Raw genomic sequence first — 23,806 nt, 5'->3', positions numbered from 1 at the left:
CGCTTAAATAGTGGAATTCAGACTTAATCTGTTTAAAAATAAGGCAGGCCTTGGGCCTGCCTTAACTGGTTTATAAACAACTAGAATAAAGAAACTGGTAAATAAATACAGAGCGCCTGCCTTCATTGTTAAATACAGAAAGGGGGGCGCTATCAGAATGGGCAAATCACCGAATGACTGATAAGAAGTTACTGAGCCGTCTGGCCAGTTTGACTCCAGAGCAACGCGAAGCACTGCTGAAGCAGCTCCAGAAGAAAAAAACGCAAGGAGCAGAACCCAGAAAAGACGCGATAGTTGCCGTCCAGCGTGACAGCAACCGCATTGCTATGTCCTATGCGCAGCAGCGCCTATGGTTCATCGACCAACTTCAATCAGGCAGTGCCAGTTACAATATCTCTGCTGCGTTACGGTTAAAGGGCGCGTTGGATGTTGAAGCGTTGCGAATGAGCTTTGATGAAATTGTCCGCCGTCATGAGGTGTTACGTACTACATTTGTCACTGATGAGGGGCAGGGGCGTCAGGTTATCAACCAGCATCAACGTTGGGAGCTACCGACCATCAGTTTGGAACCGCTTAGCTCGGAAGAACAAGATGAAGTCATCAAGGCCCGTTTTAAAGGTGATGCCCACACCTCTTTTGATCTCATTAATGGTCCCCTGCTGCGCACAAGGCTAATCCGTCTTAACAATCTTGAGCACGTCATTATCGTATCCATGCATCATATCATCTCAGATGGTTGGTCCATGGGTGTGTTTATCCAGGAAATGGCCCTGCTCTATGATGCGTATCGTCAAGATAAGAATTCGCCACTCCAAGATTTGTCTATACAGTACGCGGATTACTCCTTGTGGCAGAGGGAGTGGTTGTCCGGTGACCGGCTTGATCGTCAGCTCAGTTACTGGAAAACGCGGTTGGATGGTGTCCCTGTATTGGAAATGCCAACCGACTTTCCACGCCCTCCGGTGCATAGCTACGAAGGCAGGAATCTGCATTTTTCGTTCTCAGAAGACCTTACGCAGGCATTGAACCGACTAGCCAAGCAGCAGGGCGTTACACTGTTCATGTTGTTGTTCGCAGGCTTGCAGGTTCTATTGCACCGATACAGCGGTCAGGATGATATTTGTGTAGGAACCCCTATCGCTGGTCGAGTGCGTCCTGAGGTCGAGAAATTGATCGGATGCTTCGTTAATACCTTGGCTATTCGAAGCAATCTTGGGAACAGCCCTAGCTTTATCGCATTAGTTAAGCAGGTTCAACAGAACTTGACCAGCGCTTATGATCATCAGGATATTCCTTTTGAAAGGCTGGTTGATGAACTGGGTGTTGCTCGTGAAATGAGTCATACGCCTCTGTTCCAGGTGATGTTTGTTCTGCAGAACGCAACTGCCGGCAGTACGTTATCGGTGCCTGGCTTGGATATAGAGCTGCTGCCCGAGGAATCCGAAACATCCAAGTTCGATATCACTATAAATATGCGAGAGGAGAAAGGTTGCCTTAAAGGTGATTTTGAATATCGCACGGATCTGTTCGCTGAAGACACTATGCACAGGATGGTGTCTCACCTTACAAACCTGTTGCAGAAGTTGGTTAAAAACCCAGAACAGAGTATTGATGACGTTGACTATCTGACTGAAGCCGAAAGAACGCAATTGCTCGAAGAGTGGAACGCAACTTCCACAGCATATGAGCGTGACTCGGATATCCTGGATGTTTTTCAGCTGGTGGTTGAAGAGCATGGAGATACAGTCGCGGTTCAATGTGGTGAAGCTCGGCTTAGCTACTCTGATCTGGATCATATGAGTAACCATATTGCCCATGCTTTGCGTGAAAGAAGAGTGGAGAGCAACGCGCGTGTTGGTCTATGCGCCGAGCGATCGGTAGAGACCATTGCTGCTATTTTGGGGATCTTAAAAGTCGGAGCAGCTTACGTTCCATTAGATCCCTCGTATCCGGAAGAACGCCTTAAGTACATGCTGGCCGATACACAGGCGCCAATTGTGATATGCCACTCCCATTTGATGGAGAAGTTGCCTGTGGATCAGGCATGTTTGCTGGAGCTAGATAGTTTTGCTGGCCAGACTGAGCCAGCCGCTGGTTTGGCTATCAGGGTTGGCCCCAAGGCACCAGCTTATGTGATGTACACCTCAGGTTCTACCGGTAAACCGAAAGGCATTGAAGTTGTTCATCGCAATGTGGTGCGTTTGGTTCGTAATACCACTTTCATGAATATGGATGCCAATATTGCGTTCTTGCAATACGCACCTATTTCTTTCGATGCAGCCACATTGGAAATCTGGGCGCCTCTTCTGAATGGCGGTAAGGTGGTTGTTGCACCCAAAGGTCAACTTACTCCTGAGGAAATCGGCAGCGTTATTGAGCAAGGTAATGTTAACGCAGCTTGGTTTACGGCAGCGCTTTTTCACTACATTGCAGAATATCACATCGATGTGTTGCGCCCCTTGAAACAGCTGCTTGCGGGTGGGGATGTGCTTGCGCCGAAGGTGGCGCGCAAAGTGCTTGAAGAACTACCGCAGATAACACTCATAAACGGTTATGGGCCTACTGAGAATACAACGTTTACTTGTTGTTACTCCATGAGCGCCGTGGCGGATGTTCGCCATACGGTGCCTATAGGTCGCCCTATATCTAATACAACTGCTTACGTTCTGGATCGTAATTTGAAACCGGTGCCCGTAGGCATACCTGGTGAACTTTACACCGGTGGTGATGGGGTATCCAACGGCTATTTGAATCGGGATGAATTGACGTCTGAAGTCTTCTTGGATGATCCGTTTAGTGTTTCTTCCGGTTCGAAAATGTACAAGACCGGCGATTTGGTCAGGTATTTTTCAGATGGCAACATTGAGTATTTAGGCCGCGTAGACCAGCAGGTTAAGATTCGTGGATTTCGAATCGAGTTAAGCGAGATTGAGGACGCGCTAGGTAAAATTAACACAGTAAGAGAAGTTGCCGTAATTGCGCGCGAGGACAATCCGGGAGTCAAGCGACTTGTTGCTTATTTGGTGCCAGTAACAGGAGCCAATCCAACGGCGTCCGAATTGCGCTCGGAACTGAAACAGGCGCTTCCCGAATACATGATCCCATCGGCATTCGTCTCCATGGAAACCTTGCCAGTAACGGCAAACGGAAAATTGGATCGACGCTCTTTGCCGAAGCCCGAGCAGGACTCAGATATTGCGCTGAAGCGAATCCCCCCAAGAACCGAAAAAGAGATCATTCTGGTTGATATCTGGAAACAGGTTCTTAATTTGGATGAGCTGGGTATTCGCGATAATTTCTTCGAGATGGGTGGGGATTCCATCCTCAGTATTCAGATAATAAGCCGCGCCAAACTGGCTGGCCTCCACATTACTACCAAACATATTTTCGAAAATCAGACAGTTGAAGAGCTGGCAATGGTGGCCAGCGAGGTTGAATCCCCTGTGCTTGCAGAGCAGGGACAGGTAACCGGGGAGCTGATTTTAGCTCCTATTCAACACTGGTTTTTTAACCATCGGTTTGTCAATGAGCATCATTGGAATCAATCTGTGTTGCTGGATATTGCTCCAGAGCAGGGGTTTAGCGTTGATCAATTGCGTTTGGCAATGGTGGGGCTGGTGCTTCAACATGACGCTTTGCGTTTACGTTTTGAGCGTGACGAATCGGGCGTGCGGCAGTTTTTTCTTGCAGCTCAAGATGTACGCGAACATGCGTACATTGAAGAGGTTGATCTTTCATCCTTGCCTGCTGATGCGGAGTCAGCAGGCATTACAGACCACTGTAATCGACTGCAAGCCTCTCTAAACTTACACCGGGGCCCACTGCTGGCAGTGGGGCTTTTCCAGTTATCTGGAGGTCGGCGCAAACTGCTTTTAGTGTTACATCATCTTGTTGTCGACGGAGTGTCCTGGCGCATCCTGCTGGAGGATTTCAACGCCGCACTGGAAACTGTATTGAAAGGTGAAGAGGTGGCGCTTGGTTATAAAACCACTTCATACAAGCAGTGGGTCGAATCGTTAAAAGAAGGGATAGATTACGGTCATTTCAATAATGAGATTGATTACTGGGAATCCATCACCGATAAAGAAAAACCCAATCTACCACTCGATTTTCCCGGTGGCAGTTTGAAGGTATCAGATACAACGAGTTTTAGCGTATCTTTGCCAGAGGGTCTAACCCAGTCGTTGTTGCGTGATGTACATCATTCCTATCGTACAGAAATTAATGACCTGCTGCTGACAGCCCTTGCAAGATGTATTTCAGATTGGAGCGGCAATGTCGATATATATATCGATCTGGAAGGTCATGGTCGGGAAATGTTCTCTGATAAGATTGATCTTAGCCGAACGGTAGGCTGGTTTACGTCGGTATACCCAGTACGGTTGAAATATGAGAATGGACAATCCCTGCAGGATAATCTGAAATCTATTAAAGAGCAGTTACGCCACATTCCTGCTAAAGGTTTTGGTTATGGCGCGCTTCGCTATTTGGGTGGGCCGAATCAAAATGAAAGGCTTCAGTCTGCGCCTGCAGCTGACATAGTATTTAACTATCTCGGTCAATTTAATTCTCTTCTTGAGAATAGTTCTTGGTTTTCCGTTGCTAAAGAAGACCGTGGCCATGAGCACAGCCTGGAGAGTGATGATCCCCACCCCTTGAGTATAAACAGTCATATTGTGGGTGACAGTCTCCGTGTTGATTGGATATACAGTAAGGCTATCTTCAAATCTGAAACTATTGAAAAGCTGGCCCAGCAATACATTGCTGCGTTAGAACAATTGATTCAGCACTGTATTCAGCCAATTGCCTTTGGCTATACGCCTTCCGACTTCCCGCTATCGGGGCTTAATCAATCACAAATAGACCGATTAATTGGGGCGCAAAGGGATATAGAGTCTGTTTACCCGTTGTCTCCCATGCAGGAAGGCATGCTATTCCACAGCCTTTTTGATAATGATGATGGCGTCTATTTTGAACAGCTCAGTGTTGAAGTATTAGGCGGCGTTAACCGTGAGACTTTGAAGAGCGCATGGTCGAACGTGGTGAATCGACACCCTGCGTTGCGGAGTGCCTTTGTATGGCAGGATATAGACCGACCTCTGCAGATTGTTTATCAAAGAATCGACATGGAGATCGTAGAACTCGATTGGCGCTATTTAGGCGACGGTCAAGTACAGGATCGACTCGACACCTGGCTGGAAAAAGACAGGCAGCGAGGCTTTGATTTTGAGCGGCCTGGATTAATGCGTTTGGCGTGGGTTGATATGCCTGGAAACCGCGCCCGCCTGATCTGGAGTTTCCACCACATTGTGTTGGATGGGTGGTCTTTGCCGTTGGTAATGGGGGAGGTGTTCCAGACCTACGGTTTAATGATAAAGGGCGAAGACCCCCGATTACCCCAGCCAGGATCCTACGAGGACTTTATATCGTATCTTGAAAAAGTGGACAAGGGTGACGCCCTGCAGTTTTGGAAGCTTTATCTGGGAGGGTTTGAAGCAGCCACACCCTTGCCTAATAAGCGCAGCCCAATGTCTGGAGTCGACAAGGCATTTCTTGAGAATGAATTCATACTCGATGAGAGTTTTACCGGGCGTCTTCAGCAGTTTGCTCGCGATCAGCACGTCACGCTGAATACTGTTTTGCAAGCCGCGTGGGGCGTGTTGTTGGCTCGGTATAGTGGTGACAAAGATGTTGTGTTTGGTACTACTGTTTCTGGACGCCCAGCCGATCTTGCAAATGTTGAAAACATCGTAGGGCTATTCATCAATACACTGCCACTTAGAGTTCAGTTAGATTCCCAGACGACTATTCTACCTTTGCTGAAATCCATGCAAGATGAACAACTGGATTTAAGGCGTTTCGAATATACCCCTCTGGTAGACATTCATCGTGTATCACAAGTACCAGGCGACCAAAGTCTATTTGACAGTATCTTGGTGTTCGAGAATTATCCGGTAGGTGAGGCGGTACACAGTGCTGATGAACTGCTGGATTTCGGTCATATAACGACCATTGAGCATACCAACTTTCCCATGACGGTGATCGTGGAGCCCAGCGATCAGTTGCGGGTGAAGTTGTCCTATGATGCCTCCTTGTTTGATAGTACTACTATCTCTCGAGCTTTGGATCATCTGCGTACTTTACTTCACGGAATATTATCGCAGCCAGATGTACCACTGCTTCGATTGCCCATGCTAAGTGAAACTGAACGTACACAAGTATTGCATGAGTGGAATCCGCCTGCGGCTAATTACCCGCGGAACCTGTGTTTGCATCAGATTTTTGAGCGGCATGCCAAAGCTCATCCCGAGAGGGTTGCATTGGTAGCGGGCGAAGTTGAACTCACCTATGCTGAATTGAATGCTAAGGCCAATCGACTTGCCCGCCATTTGCAGGCTCTTGGTGTTAAGGATGGCTGTTACGTCGCAATTGCGCTTGAACGTTCTGTTGAAATGATTGTCAGCATTCTTGCTACGCTAAAAATTGGCGCTGCTTATGTGCCAGTCGATCCTGATTACCCTGCTGAGCGTGTCGAGTATATGCTGAGCGATGCCATGGCACCTGTCGTTATTTCTCTATCCAGTCAGGCAGAGAAGCTGATTCAGATAGTCAAATCTGGAAGCTTGGAAACGAACATCCTGTTGCTGGATCAGGAGGAGGAGAAGATCTGCTCGAAGAGTGGGGACAATTTGATTTCAAATTTCTCCGCGCATCCCTCCAGACATGCTTATATTATTTACACATCTGGTTCCACCGGCCGACCAAAGGGAGTCCTGGTTAATCAGTTGAGTGTTCTGCGGTTGGTGCTCGATACTAATTATTTTACGCTCGATGCGTCCGATAGAGTTTGCCATGTTTCAAACGTATCTTTTGATGCGGCAATATTTGATGTATGGGCTCCTTTGTTAAACGGTGTTGGAATGGTGCTCTTTACTCGAGAGCAGTTGCTTAATCCCGACTTGTTTCTTCAGGAGATGACACGAACCAACGCTAATACTTCATTTATCACCACAGCTCTGTTCAATATGTACATGTCAACAGAGCCACGTATCATTTCACGTTTCAAGTATTTGATTGTCGGTGGTGAGCCGCTCGACCCCAGCGTTATTCGTGCGGCACTTAAGCAGCATAAGCCAAAGCACCTCATTAACGGGTATGGCCCCACAGAAAACACGACCTTTTCTACTTATAACGACATTACGTTTTTGCCAGAAAGTGCTACCAATGTGCCAGTCGGTCGTCCAATAAGTGGCTCTACCGCTTACGTGCTGGATGAGTGCATGCAGCCAGTGCCTGTTGGTGTTAAGGGGGAGCTGTATGTTGGCGGCGATGGGGTTGCGCTCGGTTATCTAAATGATCCAGAAAGAACCGCGTTGTCTTTCGTGCCTGATCCGTTCTCATCCAATCCTTCCGACCGATTGTACAAAACCGGTGATATTGCGCGTTATAACGAACACGGTGAAATAGAAATACTTGGCCGTGCCGACGATCAGGTTAAGGTGCGTGGGTTCCGTATAGAACTCAGTGAGGTGGAGGCTAATTTATCCAGAATTGATGCAGTCCAGGATGTGGTTGTATTAGTGAAATTGGATAGCGACAACCAGAAAAAGTTGGTTGCCTACGTTAAGCTTGAAGGTGAGGGCGATGCACAGACCTTGCGTCAAATGGCGTTGGAATATCTGCCTAAGCACATGGTTCCTGCATCTTTCATGATCATTGCTGAATTCCCGCTTACCTCTAATGGAAAGGTAGATAAACGGGCGCTACCGGAACCTGTGTTTGAGAAAACGGGCAGCTATGAATATGTTGCTCCGCGTAACGATAAAGAGCGTGCTCTGGTCAATATATGGGAGCAGGTGTTAAAAGCGGATACAGTCGGTATTTATGACAATTTTTTTGAGCTGGGTGGCGATTCTATACTCAGTATTCAGATTATCAGTCGCGCCAAACGTTCCGGTATTCATATTACGGCCAAGCAGATTTTTGATTATCAGACAATCGCTGAGTTGAGTGAGGTTGCCAGAGAGCTTCAAGATGTGGTGTTGGCCGAGCAAGGCTTGTTGACCGGTGAAATTCCGCTCACTCCCATACAGACATGGTTTTTTGAGGAACAGTTATCTGACAGACACCATTTCAATCAGTCTTTAATTCTGCAGCTTGATCGGCGCTTGGAGGTTGAAAAACTGAAGGCTTGCCTGGAAGCAATTGTCTGTCAGCACGATATGCTGCGCACACAGTTCAAGCTAAATAATAGTCGATGGGTTCAGCATTATATTGATCCTGAGCACATATCTCATCTTATCGAAGAATCATTCGAAGTGATTAACCTATCCGGACTGCCGGAGAATCTGCGAAGTGAACAAATTGAACACTTGTGTGATCAAGCGCAGGCCACACTCAATCTTGAAAGCGGGCCATTGATTCGATTTGTGTATTTTGATCTGGGCGATCAGGCTCAGGCTCGGTTGGCATTAATCATTCATCATCTGGTGGTTGATGTTTTTTCCTGGCGGATTTTGTTAGAAGACTTGCAGACCGCTGTTGGGCTTGCATTGCGTGGTGCCAAGATCGATCTTGGAGCTAAAACCACATCCTTCAAGCAGTGGTCAGAATCTTTACATCAATATGCTCGATCTGATGAGCTAAGCGGTGATTACGCATATTGGTCTGCATTACAACAAGACCAGTCCGGTGCTTTGCCCGTCGACCGTTCAGGTATAAATAACGTCGAATCTGTTAAGTCTGTAGAGCGAACTCTGCCGGTAGCTGTTACTGAACGTTTGTTGAAAAAGGCGGGTAAGGCATATCGAACTGAAATTAACGATCTCTTGCTGGCGGCGCTCTATCAGGTTGTTTCTTCCTGGAGCAACACAGATCGTATAACCGTGGATATGGAAGGGCATGGCAGGGAGTTCGTTAGTGATCAGTTAGACATAAGTCGAACGGTTGGCTGGTTCACGTCGATTTACCCCGTCGTGTTAAGTTCCAAGCTCGATGCTGGCATCGATGCACTTGTAAAAGGGGTAAAGCAACAACTCAGAGATATTCCCAAGAAAGGGCTTACGTTCGGGCTGTATAAGTACCTCTCAATACATTCTGAAGATGTTGAATCACAGCAATCAGCTGGCTCCGAGTTAAGCTTTAATTATTTGGGGCAGCTTGATCAGGTGGTGGAAGAGGGTGGCATGCTTTCGCGAGCTCCAGAACATACAGGAGCTGAAATATCGGCCAATGCCGAACGTCACTATTTAATTGAAGTCAGTGCTCGTGTTCAGGGTGGTGAGTTGGCTATGTCTTGGCGGTATAGCGAGAACCTTCATGATGCCGAAACCATAGAGAAGCTGGCCACACAATACCTAGAAAGCTTGATTGCGATTGTCGATCATTGCTGTAATGACGCGGTTGTCGGATACACCCCATCCGACTTCCCGTTAGCCAAATTAGATCAGGCTCAGGTTGATGCCCTGTGTGTTATGCCTGGTATCGAGACGGTGGTGCCTTTGTCGCCCGTTCAAGAGGGTATGTTGTTTCATGCGCTCTATGAGCCGGGCTCATGGGTTTACTTCGATCAGATCATTGTTCCCATTGTGGGTGCGGTCAACGAAGACGCAATGTTCGAGGCCTGGCGCACCGTTGTGTCTCGTCATCAGATATTGCGTACTGGATTCGTGTGGGAGGGTTTGGTAAAGCCTCTGCAAGTAGTAGTCGAAAACGCTGAGCTTGATATTCAACGCTATGACTGGTCCAACCTTGAGAGCGATGTGGCGCGTGCCAAATTCGATCGGCTTCTGCAAGATGATCGGAATTTGGGCTTTAATTTTAAGCGCCACAGTGTGATGAGATTGAGTTGGGTGGCGTTCCCTGATAACGAACATCGATTAGTTTGGAGTTTCCATCATATCCTGCTAGATGGTTGGTCCATGCCCGTTGTGTTTGGCGAATTGTTTGCTACCTACGAATCCATAGTGAGTAAACAGAATATTGCTCTACCTATAGCGCCCCGCTATCAGGACTTTATTGCATGGCTGAACCGGCAGGATGCAAAAGCTGCTTTTGAATTCTGGACAGAATACCTTTCAGGCTTTACTGCAACGACTCCCATCCCTGTTAGAAACTCAGCTGCTATTGCAGCTGAAAAGGCTCGCTCATTAGATGGTGCATCGCGTTACTGCGAGCGGGAGATCATTATCAGTGGGGCGCTTCTTAAAGGGCTGCAAGATGTTGCGAAGCGATATCGGATTACCCTTAACAATATATTGCAAGGAGCTTGGGGGCTTCTTTTGAATAGATACAGTGGCGAAACGGATGTTTTGTTTGGCACCACTGTTTCTGGTCGACCCGCAGAGCTTCCTGGTATCGAGGTGATGGTTGGCCTGTTTATTAATACGTTGCCGATGCGTTTAGACGTTAAGCCAGGGGCAAGCTTTATTGACTGGTTGCAGGAGCAGCAGGCCAGGCAATCAGAGATAAAGAACTACGAATATAGCTCATTAGTGGAAGTACATAAAGCTAGTGAGTTGTCCTCTAAGCAGGCGCTTTTTGACTCAATATTGGTATTTGAAAACTATCCAATCGATGAGAAACTTGAGGAGACCCAAGCATCTCTTAGCATAGGCAAAGTTGATGCATTTCAACAAACCAACTTCCCTTTAACTCTGATCGTGATCCCGGGCGCTGAGCTTGTTCTTCGATTCTCATATGACAGCTTTCTGTTTGAGGCAGAAACCATTCAGAGGATGCTGACTCACATTGAGCATATATTGCTTACTGTGCAAGGTTCACCCAGTATTCGTTTGAACGATATTCCTCTACTGAGCATGCGCGAAGAGCAGCAGTTGTTGAACTCGTGGAACGATACTGGTCGGCTATTTGCCTCGGATTCATCTCTGATAGATCTGTTCTTAAAGAAAGTAGATGATCATGGGGAGCGCATCGCTTGGGAGCATGGCGACCAAAAGGTAAGCTACGATTTGCTTAATCGTAGATCAAATAAGCTTGCGCGAGCTCTTGTTGAGAAAGGCGTTCAGCCAGGGCAGGATATCGCAATTAGCTTTGACCGATCCTTGCAGATGGTTGAGGCGATGCTCGCGGTGCTCAAGGTCGGCGGGGCATACGTTCCAATTGATCCCGAGTATCCACAGGATAGAATCGAGCATATTGTTACGGATACTGCCTCACCCGTATTGTTGACGTTTAAAGATAACATAGATCGAATGCAGGCCATGGCGTCTGCAGTCGATACGGAAGTGTTGGCTATAGAGACCTTGCTTGATCAAGCTGCAGCCTTATCTGATGCCAATCTTAACTTGGGCTCTAATAGTGGGAGTAAAGCGAGGGCATATGTTATTTATACTTCCGGCTCCACTGGAAAGCCAAAAGGAGTGTGTGTTCCTCAGATAGCAGTTAGTCGGCTGGTATTGAATACGGATTATGTGGATCTTAAGCCAGGACACAGGATGGGGCATGCATCGAACGTTTCATTTGATGCGGCCACCTTCGAATTGTGGGGAGCGTTACTCAACGGTGGTACATTGGTTTGTGTTGATCGTGATACAGCTTTGAGCCCTAAGCATTTTTCCGATGCGATCGTTAATGAAAGTATTGACGTTTTATTCATTACAACCGCTTTATTTAATGCGCTCTCAAAGCAGAAGCTCGATGTGTTTGCTGGGTTGGATTACTGTTTGTTTGGTGGCGAGGCTTGCGATCCAAATCAAGTCAAATCTGTGATTGATTCAGGAAACGGCCCCAATCACTTGCTTCATGTTTACGGCCCCACAGAGAACACAACGTTCTCTACTTGGTATGAGGTTAAGAAGGTGTTGCCAGGGTCTACGACTATTCCTATCGGTCGACCCATAGCAAACAGCACGCTGTATGTACTTGATGATTCTTTAAGGCCTTCACCCATTGGTGTAAATGGTGAGATCTATGTTGGTGGGCTTGGCTTGGCCGATGGATATTTGAACCGTCCCGAATTGACTTCATCCGCTTTTATTGATCATCCGTTTAAGCCGGGTGAGCGCCTGTATAAAACTGGTGATCTTGGCCGTCTGTTACCGGATGGAGCACTGGAGATATCTGGTAGGATTGATGATCAGGTCAAGATTCGAGGTTATCGTATTGAATTAGGGGAGATCGAAACTGCGCTCAATTTAATGCCATCTGTGCGCGAGTCTACCGTTGTGGTGAGAGCTATGGCGAATGGCTCCAAACAACTGGTGGCTTACTGCGAGAGGCAGAGCAGCGAGGCGCAGCTCTCAGTAGCTGAATTGAAAGCTAAGTTGCGACAAACTCTGCCTGATTATATGGTTCCGAGCGCGATAGTCATGCTTGATCAGCTGCCACTCAATCCCAATGGAAAGGTTGATCGTCGCGCGCTTCCGGAACCAGCTTCAGAAGATTTTGTTGTTAACGATTATGTGGCACCGCGCAACGAGTCGGAGCAAGCGTTAGTTGATATCTGGAAGGAAGTGCTTGAGTTAGATAAAGTCGGAGTATTTGATGATTTCTTTGATTTAGGCGGGCACTCTCTTTTAATTAATAAGGTTTCCACACGCCTTAAGCAGAAAACCGGCGTTGAATTGCCGTTGCGTACCCTATTTGAAGTTCCCACGATTGCTTCTCTGGCAGAAATTCTACAAAGCTTGGCGGTGCCCAATGTGTCTGAGATTGATGAAGCGTGGGATGAAGAAGATTTTGAGGAAGGTTCCCTATGACAGTTTATGAGCTGATGGCAAAGCTTGGTGCAGCAGGTATCAAGCTTTGGGTAGAAGAAGGGCAGCTCAAATTCAAGGCTCCTAAGGGTGCACTGACTCCTGAGCTTAAACAAAACCTTATTGATAACAAGCAGTCTGTAATCACATTTTTAAGTGAGGCTAGAATTTCAGAAGGTGGCACTCAGGCGTCGATTCCAAAGGCTGATCGCACACTTCCGATTCCTCTTTCTCACGCCCAGCAACGCCTTTGGTTTATTGAGCAGCTTACTCCTGGCAGCAGCACTTTTCATATACCTGCGGCTCTGTATCTGCACGGTATTCTCGACATTAGTGCGCTCGAGCGTGCGTTTCTTAAGTTGGTGCAGCGGCACGAGGCATTACGTACGATATTTACAGGTGACGGCGAAGAGCCCGCTCAGATCGTGAGCAGTGTTGAGCGTTTTGAAATTCCGGTAGAGTCGCTACTGGAGTTTGATGAATCTAGCAGGATGGAAGAGGCTACTCGCAGAGTCGAGGCTGAGGTGAGAACCTCGTTCAATCTGACTGTTGGACCTTTGATTCGGGCAAGACTCTATAAGCTGGATGATAACAAGCACGGATTAATCGTGACGATGCACCATATTGTCACTGATGGTTGGTCAATGGGCGTCTTTGTTCGTGAAATAACGGCATTATACGCCGCCGAACGGATGGGGGCCGAGGCCCCCTTCGCCGAGTTGCCGATTCAGTATCCGGATTTTGCGGCATGGCAACGACAATGGTTGCAAGGGGAAGAACTTGATCGCCAGTTAAGTTACTGGCGTAAGGTATTGGACAGGGCTCCATCCCATTTGGCACTGCCTTTTGATCGGCCACGTCCTGCTTTGCAAACTCTGAATGGAGCGACTAGAGCAGTCAATTTCGATGCTGAACTTGTGGTTCGCTTGCGTGGGGTAGCTCGCGAGTTTGATACAACACTTTATGTTGTGTTTATGGCTGCCTACAAGCTGGTTTTGTCGAAATGGTCGCAGCAGAAAGACTTGTGCGTTGGCATGCCTGTGGCTGGGCGCACAAGGGCCGAGGTAGAAGGCCTGATTGGCTTTTTCGTCAACACATTGGTGATTCGTACTCAGTTCACGGGTAACCCGTCTTTTCGTGAGATTATTCTGCAGGTTAAAGAAAAAATACTAGGTGCGCAAAGCCACCAAGATGTACCTTTCGAAGCGATAGTGGAGGAGCTAAATACTCCTCGGAATCTCAGTTTTTCGCCGCTGTATCAAGTTGCGTTATCATTAACCAGTGGCGATGGCACTGCTCAAAAGGCGGTAGTGGGTGGCCTGGAAATCGAACCGATGCCCATCGAATTGGTGGCCGCACGTTTGGATCTAACCATGATGTTAGTAGATCATGGGAATGTTGTAGATGGGATGCTTGAATTTAATACGGATCTATTTGATCCAGACACCATCGACCTTTTTCTTACCCATTTTACGAAAGTGCTTGAGTCAGTTTGTGATGATCGGGATCTTAGCCTTGATGCCTTGCAACTGTATTCTCAACAGGAGCTGTGTCAACAGCTGACAAACGGTCGCCAAGTTGATGCCGTTCTTCCCTTGTCGCCAATGCAGCGTGATTTTTGCCTTGATAGTTTGCGCAATCCTGATAGCAACCGCAACAGCATAGGGTACGCTGTTCGCATTCCGCAGATTGATATTGGTCGTTGGCGTGATGCGCTTGGTAGTGTTGCGCAAGCACACCCATTTCTTCGCAGCCGTGTGGTGGTTGCCGACCTTCGTGGGGCAGATAGCCTTTATCAATTGGTCATTCAAGACAGCAGTGTGCATCTTGAACAGCATGATTGGAGTCAGGATAAGCTTACCGCAGATCAGCTGGCAGATGCACTGAATGCGTTGGCGTTGCCTTCGTGGCAAATTGAAGATAGGTCTCTGTGTCATTACAGCTTAGTGAAGATCACTGATGCTGATTACTATTTCGTTGTGTCTGCGCACCATTCTATATTTGATGGAATCAGCAAAGTTAAGCACTTCACGCAGGTTGTGGCGGCCTATGAGGGCAGAAGCATCGATACTGTATCGCCAGCTGAGTTGGCTGACTGGTTGCGCACTCGTATTGCTTATACAGACCGAGCTGCGAGCCTGAATTTTTGGGGTGATGAGCTTGCTAACTATGACGCACCTGCGCCTAAATTACATGAGCCTGGTCCGGTGGCCGTGCAGAGTTTGCGGATTGACGAAGCCAGCCTTAACCAGTTGAGAGATTGGTGTTCCAGCAACGCTGTATCTGTCGCAAATTATATTCGAACGCTTTATACCTACGCTTTACAACGCTGCTATTATCATTCCGATGAGTTCGTTCTGGTTGATGCTGCTTCTGGTCGGAACGAAAACAGCGAGAGCCTGATTGGTTGTGCGTTTCAGTTTGTGCCACATGTTCAACATGGTACGGTTGCAAAACTTGACACTGTTCATGCCGCTTTACAGGCTAACCGAGCGTGGAAGAAGTCGGTAGGTGATGCACAGTATATTTCAATGTTACAGCGCAATGCATTCTTAACCTCGGATGCTCTGGAGTTTCAGTTTAACTATCGACTGGATGAGGTAAAACAGCCGATTGAATTGGCTGGAAAAGAGGTAGTGATCGAGCCGTTGCAACCGGACAACGCTGGCACTGTTAAGCTGTTGGTTACACCTGATGAGGCTGGGTTAACGTTAAGGCTGAGTTATAGAGAGAACGAGTTTGCTGGGTTTTCTTTGTTGGAGCGGATGTCTAGTGTGCATCAGGAGATCATGAGTGGCCACACTCATCAGTCGAAACTCGATTGGCTTCTGAAAGACGAGCGTAGTGAACTTTTAACGGTAGCGTCTGGCCAAGATAGAGAACTTGGCCCAACTCTGTTAGAGCGCTTTTCCTCTCAGGTTAATAGATTGCCTCTTCAGACAGCTGTTATCTGTGGCGAAGAACAGATGTCCTACCGGGAGCTTGATTCTCTTAGCAACCAACTGGCCAATTATTTACTTGATCTTGGTGTGGGCTTTGGTGACAGGGTTGCAATTTGTGTTGGACGCAGTGTTAACCTGCTAGCTTGGTATTTAGGTGTTGTAAAAACGGGCGCTGCTTATGTGCCATTGGACGTAAATTATCCGGCCGACAGAATCGCTTTCATCGCGTCTGACTCTGAAGCCAGCTTCCTCTTGACGGAGCGTTGCGTTAAAGCGCGATTTGATGATGCGAAGGAAACCTCACTCTCTACCGCTATGCAGGTTGTTCTTGTCGACGAAATCGTATCGGTATTAGCGAATGTTTCTGATCATGCGCCTGCTGTCACTATAGACAGTAGTGCGCTGCTGTATTTCGTTTACACGTCTGGCTCAACTGGCCTGCCGAAGGGTGCTGGGGTATACCACAGAGGCGAATCTAATCTTCTTGATTGGTATCAGTCGCTGCTGGAGAGTGATGAAGGCGATCGTTTTTTGCTAGTATCGGCCTTAGGCTTCGACCTTACTCAAAAGAATCTTTTTGCTCCTGTCTGCAGCGGCTCTACTTTGGTGATCCCGCAAAATAATGACTACGACCCGCAGCAGTTGGCGCAGGATATCAAACGTCACTGCATCACAATAGTCAATTGCGCTCCATCTGCGTTCTATCCGCTATTGGATTTCCAGCATGATATTGTTGGCCTTCGGCACGTAATTCTTGGGGGGGAGCCCATTCGGCTAGATGTGATGGGGGCATGGTTAGCTCAGGAAAGCGTAAAGGCTACGCTTACGAATAGTTATGGCCCAACAGAGTGCAGTGATGTCGTAGCATCCCATAGTTTAAAAGAGCTGCCGCCTGGATGTGCCGATTTACCGATAGGTAAGCCTCTTTCTAATACAAACCTGTATATCGTCAATAAATCTGGCCAATTAATGCCAAAAGGCGCCGCTGGTGAGCTGCGTATATCCGGGGCGGGTGTTGGTGCCGGTTATTGGAATCGTGACGAACTGAATTACCAGAGTTTTGAAGAATGTCCCTACAGTGATGGTCGATGGTACAAAACCGGAGATATTTGCCGTCTTAACGAAAGTAATCTTATTCAGTATCTTGGGCGCGCTGATTTTCAGGTGAAGTTGCGCGGCCTTCGGATTGAGCTGGGTGAAATTGATAGTCAATTGAAATCTTTTGGTGGCGTTAAGGATGCGTTGTCATTGGTTCGGGATGACAACCTGTATTCATACATGCTTTCAGATAAACACATCGATCTGACAGCAGCAAAGGATTACCTGCGACAGAAATTACCCGATTACATGGTGCCTGCTGCAATTATAAGTGTAGCGGTTTGGCCACTGACTCCAAATGGTAAAATTGATCGTAAAGCTTTGCCGCAACCAAGTGTTGGCTCTGTTGCGGAATTTGTTGCTCCGCGAAATGACAGTGAGCAAAAGATAGCGGACATCTGGTGTCAGGTGCTTAAGACCTCTGAGGTCAGTGTTACGGCCAATTTCTTTGAGAGCGGAGGGCACTCTTTACTCGCTACTCAAGTGGTTTCCCGTATCCGAAAGGAATTTAACGTCGAGCTATCTGTTAGGGCGCTGTTTGAAGCGCCAACTATTGAAAAGCTGGTTCGTTATATCAGTACGGCTTCTGTATCTGGCGTCACAGCCAGTGCTCCACCATTGGTTCGTTTGGATCCCCCCAATCGGGACACGTTGTCATTTGCGCAATATCGTCTTTGGTTTGTAGATCAGCTTAATCAGGGCAGTAGCGAGTATAATTTACCTTCTGCATTGAAGATCGGTGGCCCGCTTGATCTACATGTTCTCGATGAAGTGTTTGGAGAGATAGTTTCTCGTCATGAGGTGCTGAGGACCAATTTTGGTGAGACAGAGGGGGTTCCTCAGCTGATTGTGCGTGAGCCCAAAGATTGGCAGTCAGAACTGATTGATCTTTCTCACATGCCTGCGGAGCAGATGGGGCGTGAGATTGAACGTTTGGTTGATGAGGACGCGGCTAGGGTCTATTCGCTGCAGGATGACAGCCTGTTTTCTACCAAGATTATCCGACTGAATCAGAGTACCCACATTCTTCTCTTGAACATGCATCATATCGTCTCGGACGGATGGTCTTTAGGTGTGTTAATTCAAGAGATCCAGTTGTTGTATCCAGCTTTTTCCGCAGGTCAGACCTCTCCGCTGCCTCCATTACCGATTCAATATTCGGATTTTTCTGTTTGGCAGCGTAATTGGTTGCAGGGCGAGGTTTTGGATGAACTTCGTCAATATTGGCAAGAGGCGTTGCGCGGGGCGCCTGACGTGTTGCGGTTGCCCGCAGATAAACCGAGGCCAAAACATCAAACCTTCAATGGCGCGCATTTTCCGGTTGAGCTTGGAGCTGATTTAACTGCAACACTGAATAGATTTTGTGAGCGGAACGATTTTACTCCGTTCATGGTGCTAATGGGCGCGTATCAAATATTGCTGTCCCGTTATGCTGGCCAAAAGGATATATGTGTTGGAATTCCCATTGCAGGGCGCAACCGTGCAGAGCTGGAGGGTTTGATTGGTTTCTTTATAAATGGGCTGGTTATACGCACTCGCCTTGAAGATAATCCCTCGGTTATTGAGTATCTTCGTCAGGTCAAAGAGGTTTCGTTAGGGGCCTACGCACATCAGGATATGCCCGCGGATCTGCTTTTGGATGCGATTAAGATGGAGCGCACCGCTGATACCTCGCCAGGTGCTCAGGTTGGCTTCGCGTTGCAAAATGTTGCGCAGGAATCTATTCGTGCGGATGTGGCAGGGTTGCATATAGAGCCTGTTGCTCGAGAGCATAAGACCGCCAAGTATGAGCTGTCATTGATCCTTCAAGAATCTTCAGACAGCGGCTTGTCCGGTGTGTTTGAATACAATACCGATCTGTTTGTCGAATCTACCATAGCTAGAATGGCTAAACATTTTACGCAGGTGTTGGATCAGTTGGTTCGCCAGCCAGAGAAAATGGTTGACCATATCGATGTATTCTCACAACAGGATCTTCCTGATTTACTGGGCGTCGATTCATCGCAATACGAGATTAGAACGTTATCACCGATGCAGAGGGATATGTATCTTGATGCATTGCTGGAACCAGAATCACTGAAGAACAGTTTGGGTTATCACTTTATAACGGAGGGCGACTTCAATATTGATGACTGGATTAAGGCCAGCGAGGCGCTTGTTCAGCAGCAACCAATGTTGCGCGCTCGAATATTACGATCTGATTTGCCGTATACCGACGTGGCATATCTTAAAGTAGCCAGGAATGCGTATTTGAGCCCCATTGTTGAGGACTGGTCCACCAAGAAAACCAGCGATCAGGACGCCGCAAAATATGCCCAGGATCTTATTTGGCAGCCTTATGATATTGAAGGTGAGCTGAGTCAATATTTTATTTTCAAATTAGATTCAGGGCGTCATCTGGTTGTGTTTAGAATGAATCATATAATTCTTGACGGTGCTGGCATGGCGGTGCATCTCAAGAATTCTATTGATTGTGTTCAGTCTATTCGTGGCGGTAAACCAATTGAATCAGCACCGAATATTTTTGATCAATACGTTGCTGATAATATTCGCCGCACAGATAGTTCTGAGGTGCTTGCGTTCTGGCGCAAACAGAGTGCATCAATTGAAGCATTGGATTTCTCGATTCCTCCAGGAGGGCGATCTGACTCTGGTAGAATGGAGCAGACTATACGGCTGCCTGATGAACATTGGAGCATGCTCAAAGCCTTCTGTGAAGAGCATAGGATTACGCCGTCTCTTTATTTTAAAGCATTGTACGGATTGCTGATCAATGCCTATTGTCGGGGCGAGGCTGACTTTTATCTGTCTGAGGTTGTTGGTGGGCGTGTCGGCCAGCATAAACGCGTATTCGGCAACTATTTTCAGATCTTGCCGGTTGTCTTTCCTAAAGATCTGTTTCGTGGTGACTCCAGTGTAAATCAGCTTTTTTCCCACATCAGACAGTATCGGAAATCGTTACGCGCCAATGCCAATATCTCCTTGATGGCGCAGCGACGGCTATTACCGCAAGGTCGTCTGAATTTCATGTTCAACTATTACAACTTTATCCCTTCTATGAAGTTGTTTGGTACCGATATCAAGCTCAAAGCTTACCCGCAAGTGCAGGATGGGCCGGTTCAATTTGTCGTGCATGAGCAGGATGGATGGGTCGAATTGAACTTGATTTACCTTGCTGATCTGTTTAGCGATCTTGGCTTCTTGCATCGTATGGAATTTCTGAGTGATCAGATTCTGAGAGGCGTCAAACAAATCGATCAGTTGGAATTGCGCCTTCCAGAGGAGCAGAAACCAATTCCAGTTGAGGGTGTTTCTGCCGAGATGCTCCCGTTTGAAACGGTGGTGCACGGGTTTGTCGAGCAGGTGCAGAAAACGCCGCACTCCATTGCAGTTAAACATGGCGGCGACCAATTAAGTTATATTGAACTGCATAATATGTCTGGGGCGTTGGCAGCCAAGCTTGCAGCCTCAGGGGTGGTTTCTGGTAGCAAGGTTGGAATATGTCTGGATAGAGGTATGGACATGTTGGTGTCCGTACTGGCCGTATTGAAGTGTGGGGCAGCTTATGTGCCGATGGATTCGGCGTATCCTTCGGAGCGACTTGCGTATATTCTTGATGATTCTTCTGCACCGGTGTTGATCACGCAACAATGTGTTCGTGAACGCATGGAGCAGGCGGGCACCCAGATCCAGGCGACAGTACTTGAACTTGATTCTGACACCAGCTGGCGTGATTCAATCGCCATCGACTCGGAAGCGCTGCCAAAGGCGGCTGATCCCATTTACGTTATATATACTTCGGGGTCTACCGGAAAGCCCAAGGGAGCGGAGGTCACCCATGCAGGCGAAATAAACCTGCAGTCTTGGTATATCAATGCTCTTGGTGTTTCTGAATCAGACCGGTTCTTGTTGGTGAGTGCATTCGGGTTTGACTTAACCCAGAAGAATCTTTTCGCACCCCTTCTAGTTGGCGGGCGTTTGGTTATTCCTGATATGGACGATTACGATATCGGTGTTGTAGCCAAAACAATATCAGATGAATCTATCACTGTTGTTAATTGTGCTCCCAGTGCGTTCTACCCCTTGGTTGAAGACGGTTCGCTGAGTGGTTATCCCTATCAGTCTTTACGCTACGTTGTGTTGGGTGGTGAGCCGATTCGCCTTCCATTGCTCGCGGATTGGTTGAAGCTGGGTCAGTGCAGGTTGGTCAATAGCTATGGGCCTACTGAATGTACCGATGTTGTTGCGTTCCATCAGTATCAGCCAGGTCTCGATGGTGACGAGTTGCCCATTGGTAAAGCCATCTGTAATACCCAGCTTTATATTGTAGATAGCGCAAATCACCAGCTGCCTCCCGGGGTTGTGGGCGAGCTTTGTATTGCCGGTGCGGGTGTTGGTTTGGGTTATGTTAATAAGCCTGAGTTAACCGGGGCTGTATTTGAACCTAATCCTTTTGGTGATGGTCGATGGTATCGCACTGGTGATCTTGTGCGGATGCGACTCGATGGATCTATTGATTACATTGGACGGAAAGATTTTCAGGTTAAAATGCGAGGCTTACGTATTGAGTTGGGAGAAATTGAGATAGCGCTTAAGTCTATTTCCGGTATCTCCGATAGCCTTACGCTCGTTAGGAATGAACAGCTTGTGTCTTATATTGTTGCGCAGTCTGACGTGTCGACGGATCAGGTTCGTGCGCAACTGAGAAATTCACTTCCCGATTATATGATTCCGTCTACGGTTACGATCCTGGATCGTTGGCCGCTTACCCCGAATGGCAAGATTGATCGGAACGCACTACCTGATCCTGAAAGCAATGGGCGCCCACCCTATGTTGCCCCACGAACTGCCACCGAAGAAAAGCTGGTGGAAATTTGGAGTGAGGTTTTGGGTGTTGAGCACATAGGTGTTCACGACAGTTTCTTCGATCTAGGTGGACATTCGCTTCTGGCTGCCAGGGCAGTTGCTAAATTCAGGCAGGCATTCGAGGTTGATATCCAACTCCGCTCATTGTTTGAGCTGCATACCATCGCGGATATAGCTCAGTATCTGGATACCATGAAATGGGCAGCACAGACCGCCGAGCAGGTCAGTTCGGGTCATTCAGAAGAGGGACGGGACGAAGGCTTCCTCTAGACATCACAATCCAATCATTTAACCATTCAAGGTCGTGGTTGTTAAAGGTTATACTTGAGCAGAACCCCCTTGAATGGTTGATGATGCCCGGTGTTTTATTGATGTTGACTGTGGCTCGCAGTCTGATTTTTTTGATATTAGTGTTGCTGCCTCGGGTTGATGCAATGGCCTCAGGTGCAGGTTTTGCGGTGCCTGAATTTTTCATTCACGAGGAGCTCAATGGCACGTTGAATCCTTCTGAATATCAGGATGTTGAGTTATTAACACGCAACCATTCTTTTCAGCTTCATGTGTCGAAGGATAATAAGGGATATTCCGCTAATGCTCACTGGGTGCTGATCCCCCTTGATCCGCTGGGTATGGTTCAACCCAGTCCATACTGGCTTGAGTATGGATTCCCGCTAATTGACAACATCGATGTCTATTTTCTTAATGATCAAGGCTGGCATTTTGCTTCAAGCATGGGCGATATGCGTCCCTGGTCGGCGCGCCAGCGATATGGTCCAAATTTCTATTTCCAGATTCCGCCCGATACTACGTATGCTCTCGTACGCCTGCAGACCTTGGGCTCCATGCAATTCCACTTTAAAATTTACGATGATACAGCGCTGGACGTAGCGCTCATTGATGATGCTGTGTTCCATGGCCTCTTCTTTGGCGCGCTTATCATCATGATTTTCTACAACTTATTTGTGTTCTTGATGGCTCGTGATGAGGCCTATCTTTATTATGTGATCCTGATTGCCTCTATTACATTATTTGAACTTTCAGTGATGGGGTACGGCTCCATGTATCTCTGGCGGGACAACCCGAGCTGGATGAACTCGCATGTGCAAGCCATTACTGTTGGGTTGTGTTTGACCTTTGTGGTGCTGTTTACACGAAGTATTCTTGATGTTCAGAGTATGAGCAGTGCTCTTAACAAGATATTGCTCATTGAATGTATTCTCAGCGCCATAATGGCCATCGTTGGCGCGTTGGTAAGCAATGAATGGATGGTGCGCTTCACTGCCATTTGGCCCCTCTTTGTAGTGATAACTGTCATCATCTCAGGTGGTTTGGCTATCCTCAGGAATCGCCCCGGGGCGCGGATTTTTGTGGCTGCATGGGGGGCAGGGCTAGTGGGTGCCGTGTTGTTTTCTGCGCAGCAGCAAGGTTGGGTGGCTACCAACGAAATCACGGTTAACTCATTGAAATACGGGATAGTTTTGAATGTCGTGTTGCTGTCTTTCTCGATGGCTTCACACATTAGAAAGCTACGCCAGGAAAAAGAGAGCTATGAGAAAGAGGCTCGGGAAAATTATGAGCTGGCCCTGGTGGATAGCCTCACCGGGGTACCCAACAGAAGGGCATTTGATAGCGTTCTGGAGCAGGAGATAGAACGTTGTCGCCGTGATCGAAGATCCATTTCGTTGATGATGATCGATATCGACTATTTCAAGAACTTTAATGATAGATACGGCCATCAGCAGGGAGATGATACGCTGGTTCGTGCCGCCTTAATTATGCGTAATGCCTTGCGCAGGCCTTCTGACGCGTTGTTCAGGTACGGCGGCGAGGAGTTTGCTGTGGTGCTGCCCGATACCGATGAGGAGGGCGCACGGCACACAGGGGAGCGCGTGATATCCGCCATACGCAAGCTATGTATTCCTCACGAAGAGAGCCCCTTTAAACAAGTTACAGTCAGTATTGGGGCGGCGGTGGCCAAAAATGCTAATATTGGGGCTGAGGATTTTATCCAGATTGCCGATCAGGCCATGTATGACGCCAAGCGGAAAGGCCGAAACACCTTTGTCCTGACTGAGCAGCGCAACACTCCGGTGGTCAATATTGGCGATTATTTCAAAAACACACCAAAAGACACTTTGTAACCTCTTTAAACTTCAGGATAAATCCCCCAAAATTAAGAGTTTA

At 47.6% G+C, this 23,806-nt stretch carries 3 protein-coding genes; all 3 read left to right on the top strand.

Annotation, left to right across the window (positions count from 1 at the left end):
* The first annotated feature begins 125 nt into the window (after positions 1–125).
* From Kalk_RS02120 to Kalk_RS02110, 3 genes are read left to right on the top strand one after another with little or no spacing between them, the layout of a single operon-like run.
* Positions 126–12,719, top strand: a complete 12,594-nt coding sequence (locus Kalk_RS02120) for a non-ribosomal peptide synthetase (RefSeq protein WP_158643266.1) — start codon at positions 126–128, stop codon at positions 12,717–12,719.
* The gene (locus Kalk_RS02115) at positions 12,716–21,892 is read left to right on the top strand and encodes a non-ribosomal peptide synthetase (RefSeq protein ID WP_101892634.1); all 9,177 of its coding nucleotides are present in this window, start codon (positions 12,716–12,718) and stop codon (positions 21,890–21,892) included. Before Kalk_RS02120 ends, Kalk_RS02115 begins: the two co-directional genes overlap by 4 nt.
* Positions 21,820–23,763, top strand: a complete 1,944-nt coding sequence (locus Kalk_RS02110) for a sensor domain-containing diguanylate cyclase (RefSeq protein ID WP_101892633.1) — start codon at positions 21,820–21,822, stop codon at positions 23,761–23,763. The genes Kalk_RS02115 and Kalk_RS02110 overlap by 73 nt, the downstream gene beginning before the upstream one ends.
* The last annotated feature ends 43 nt before the right edge of the window (positions 23,764–23,806 follow it).

The sequence above is a fragment of the Ketobacter alkanivorans genome (assembly GCF_002863865.1).
In the GTDB taxonomy this organism is placed as follows: domain Bacteria; phylum Pseudomonadota; class Gammaproteobacteria; order Pseudomonadales; family Ketobacteraceae; genus Ketobacter; species Ketobacter alkanivorans.
Note: the sequence above shows the minus strand (reverse complement) of the source record. Positions and strands in the feature narration are given on the sequence as shown.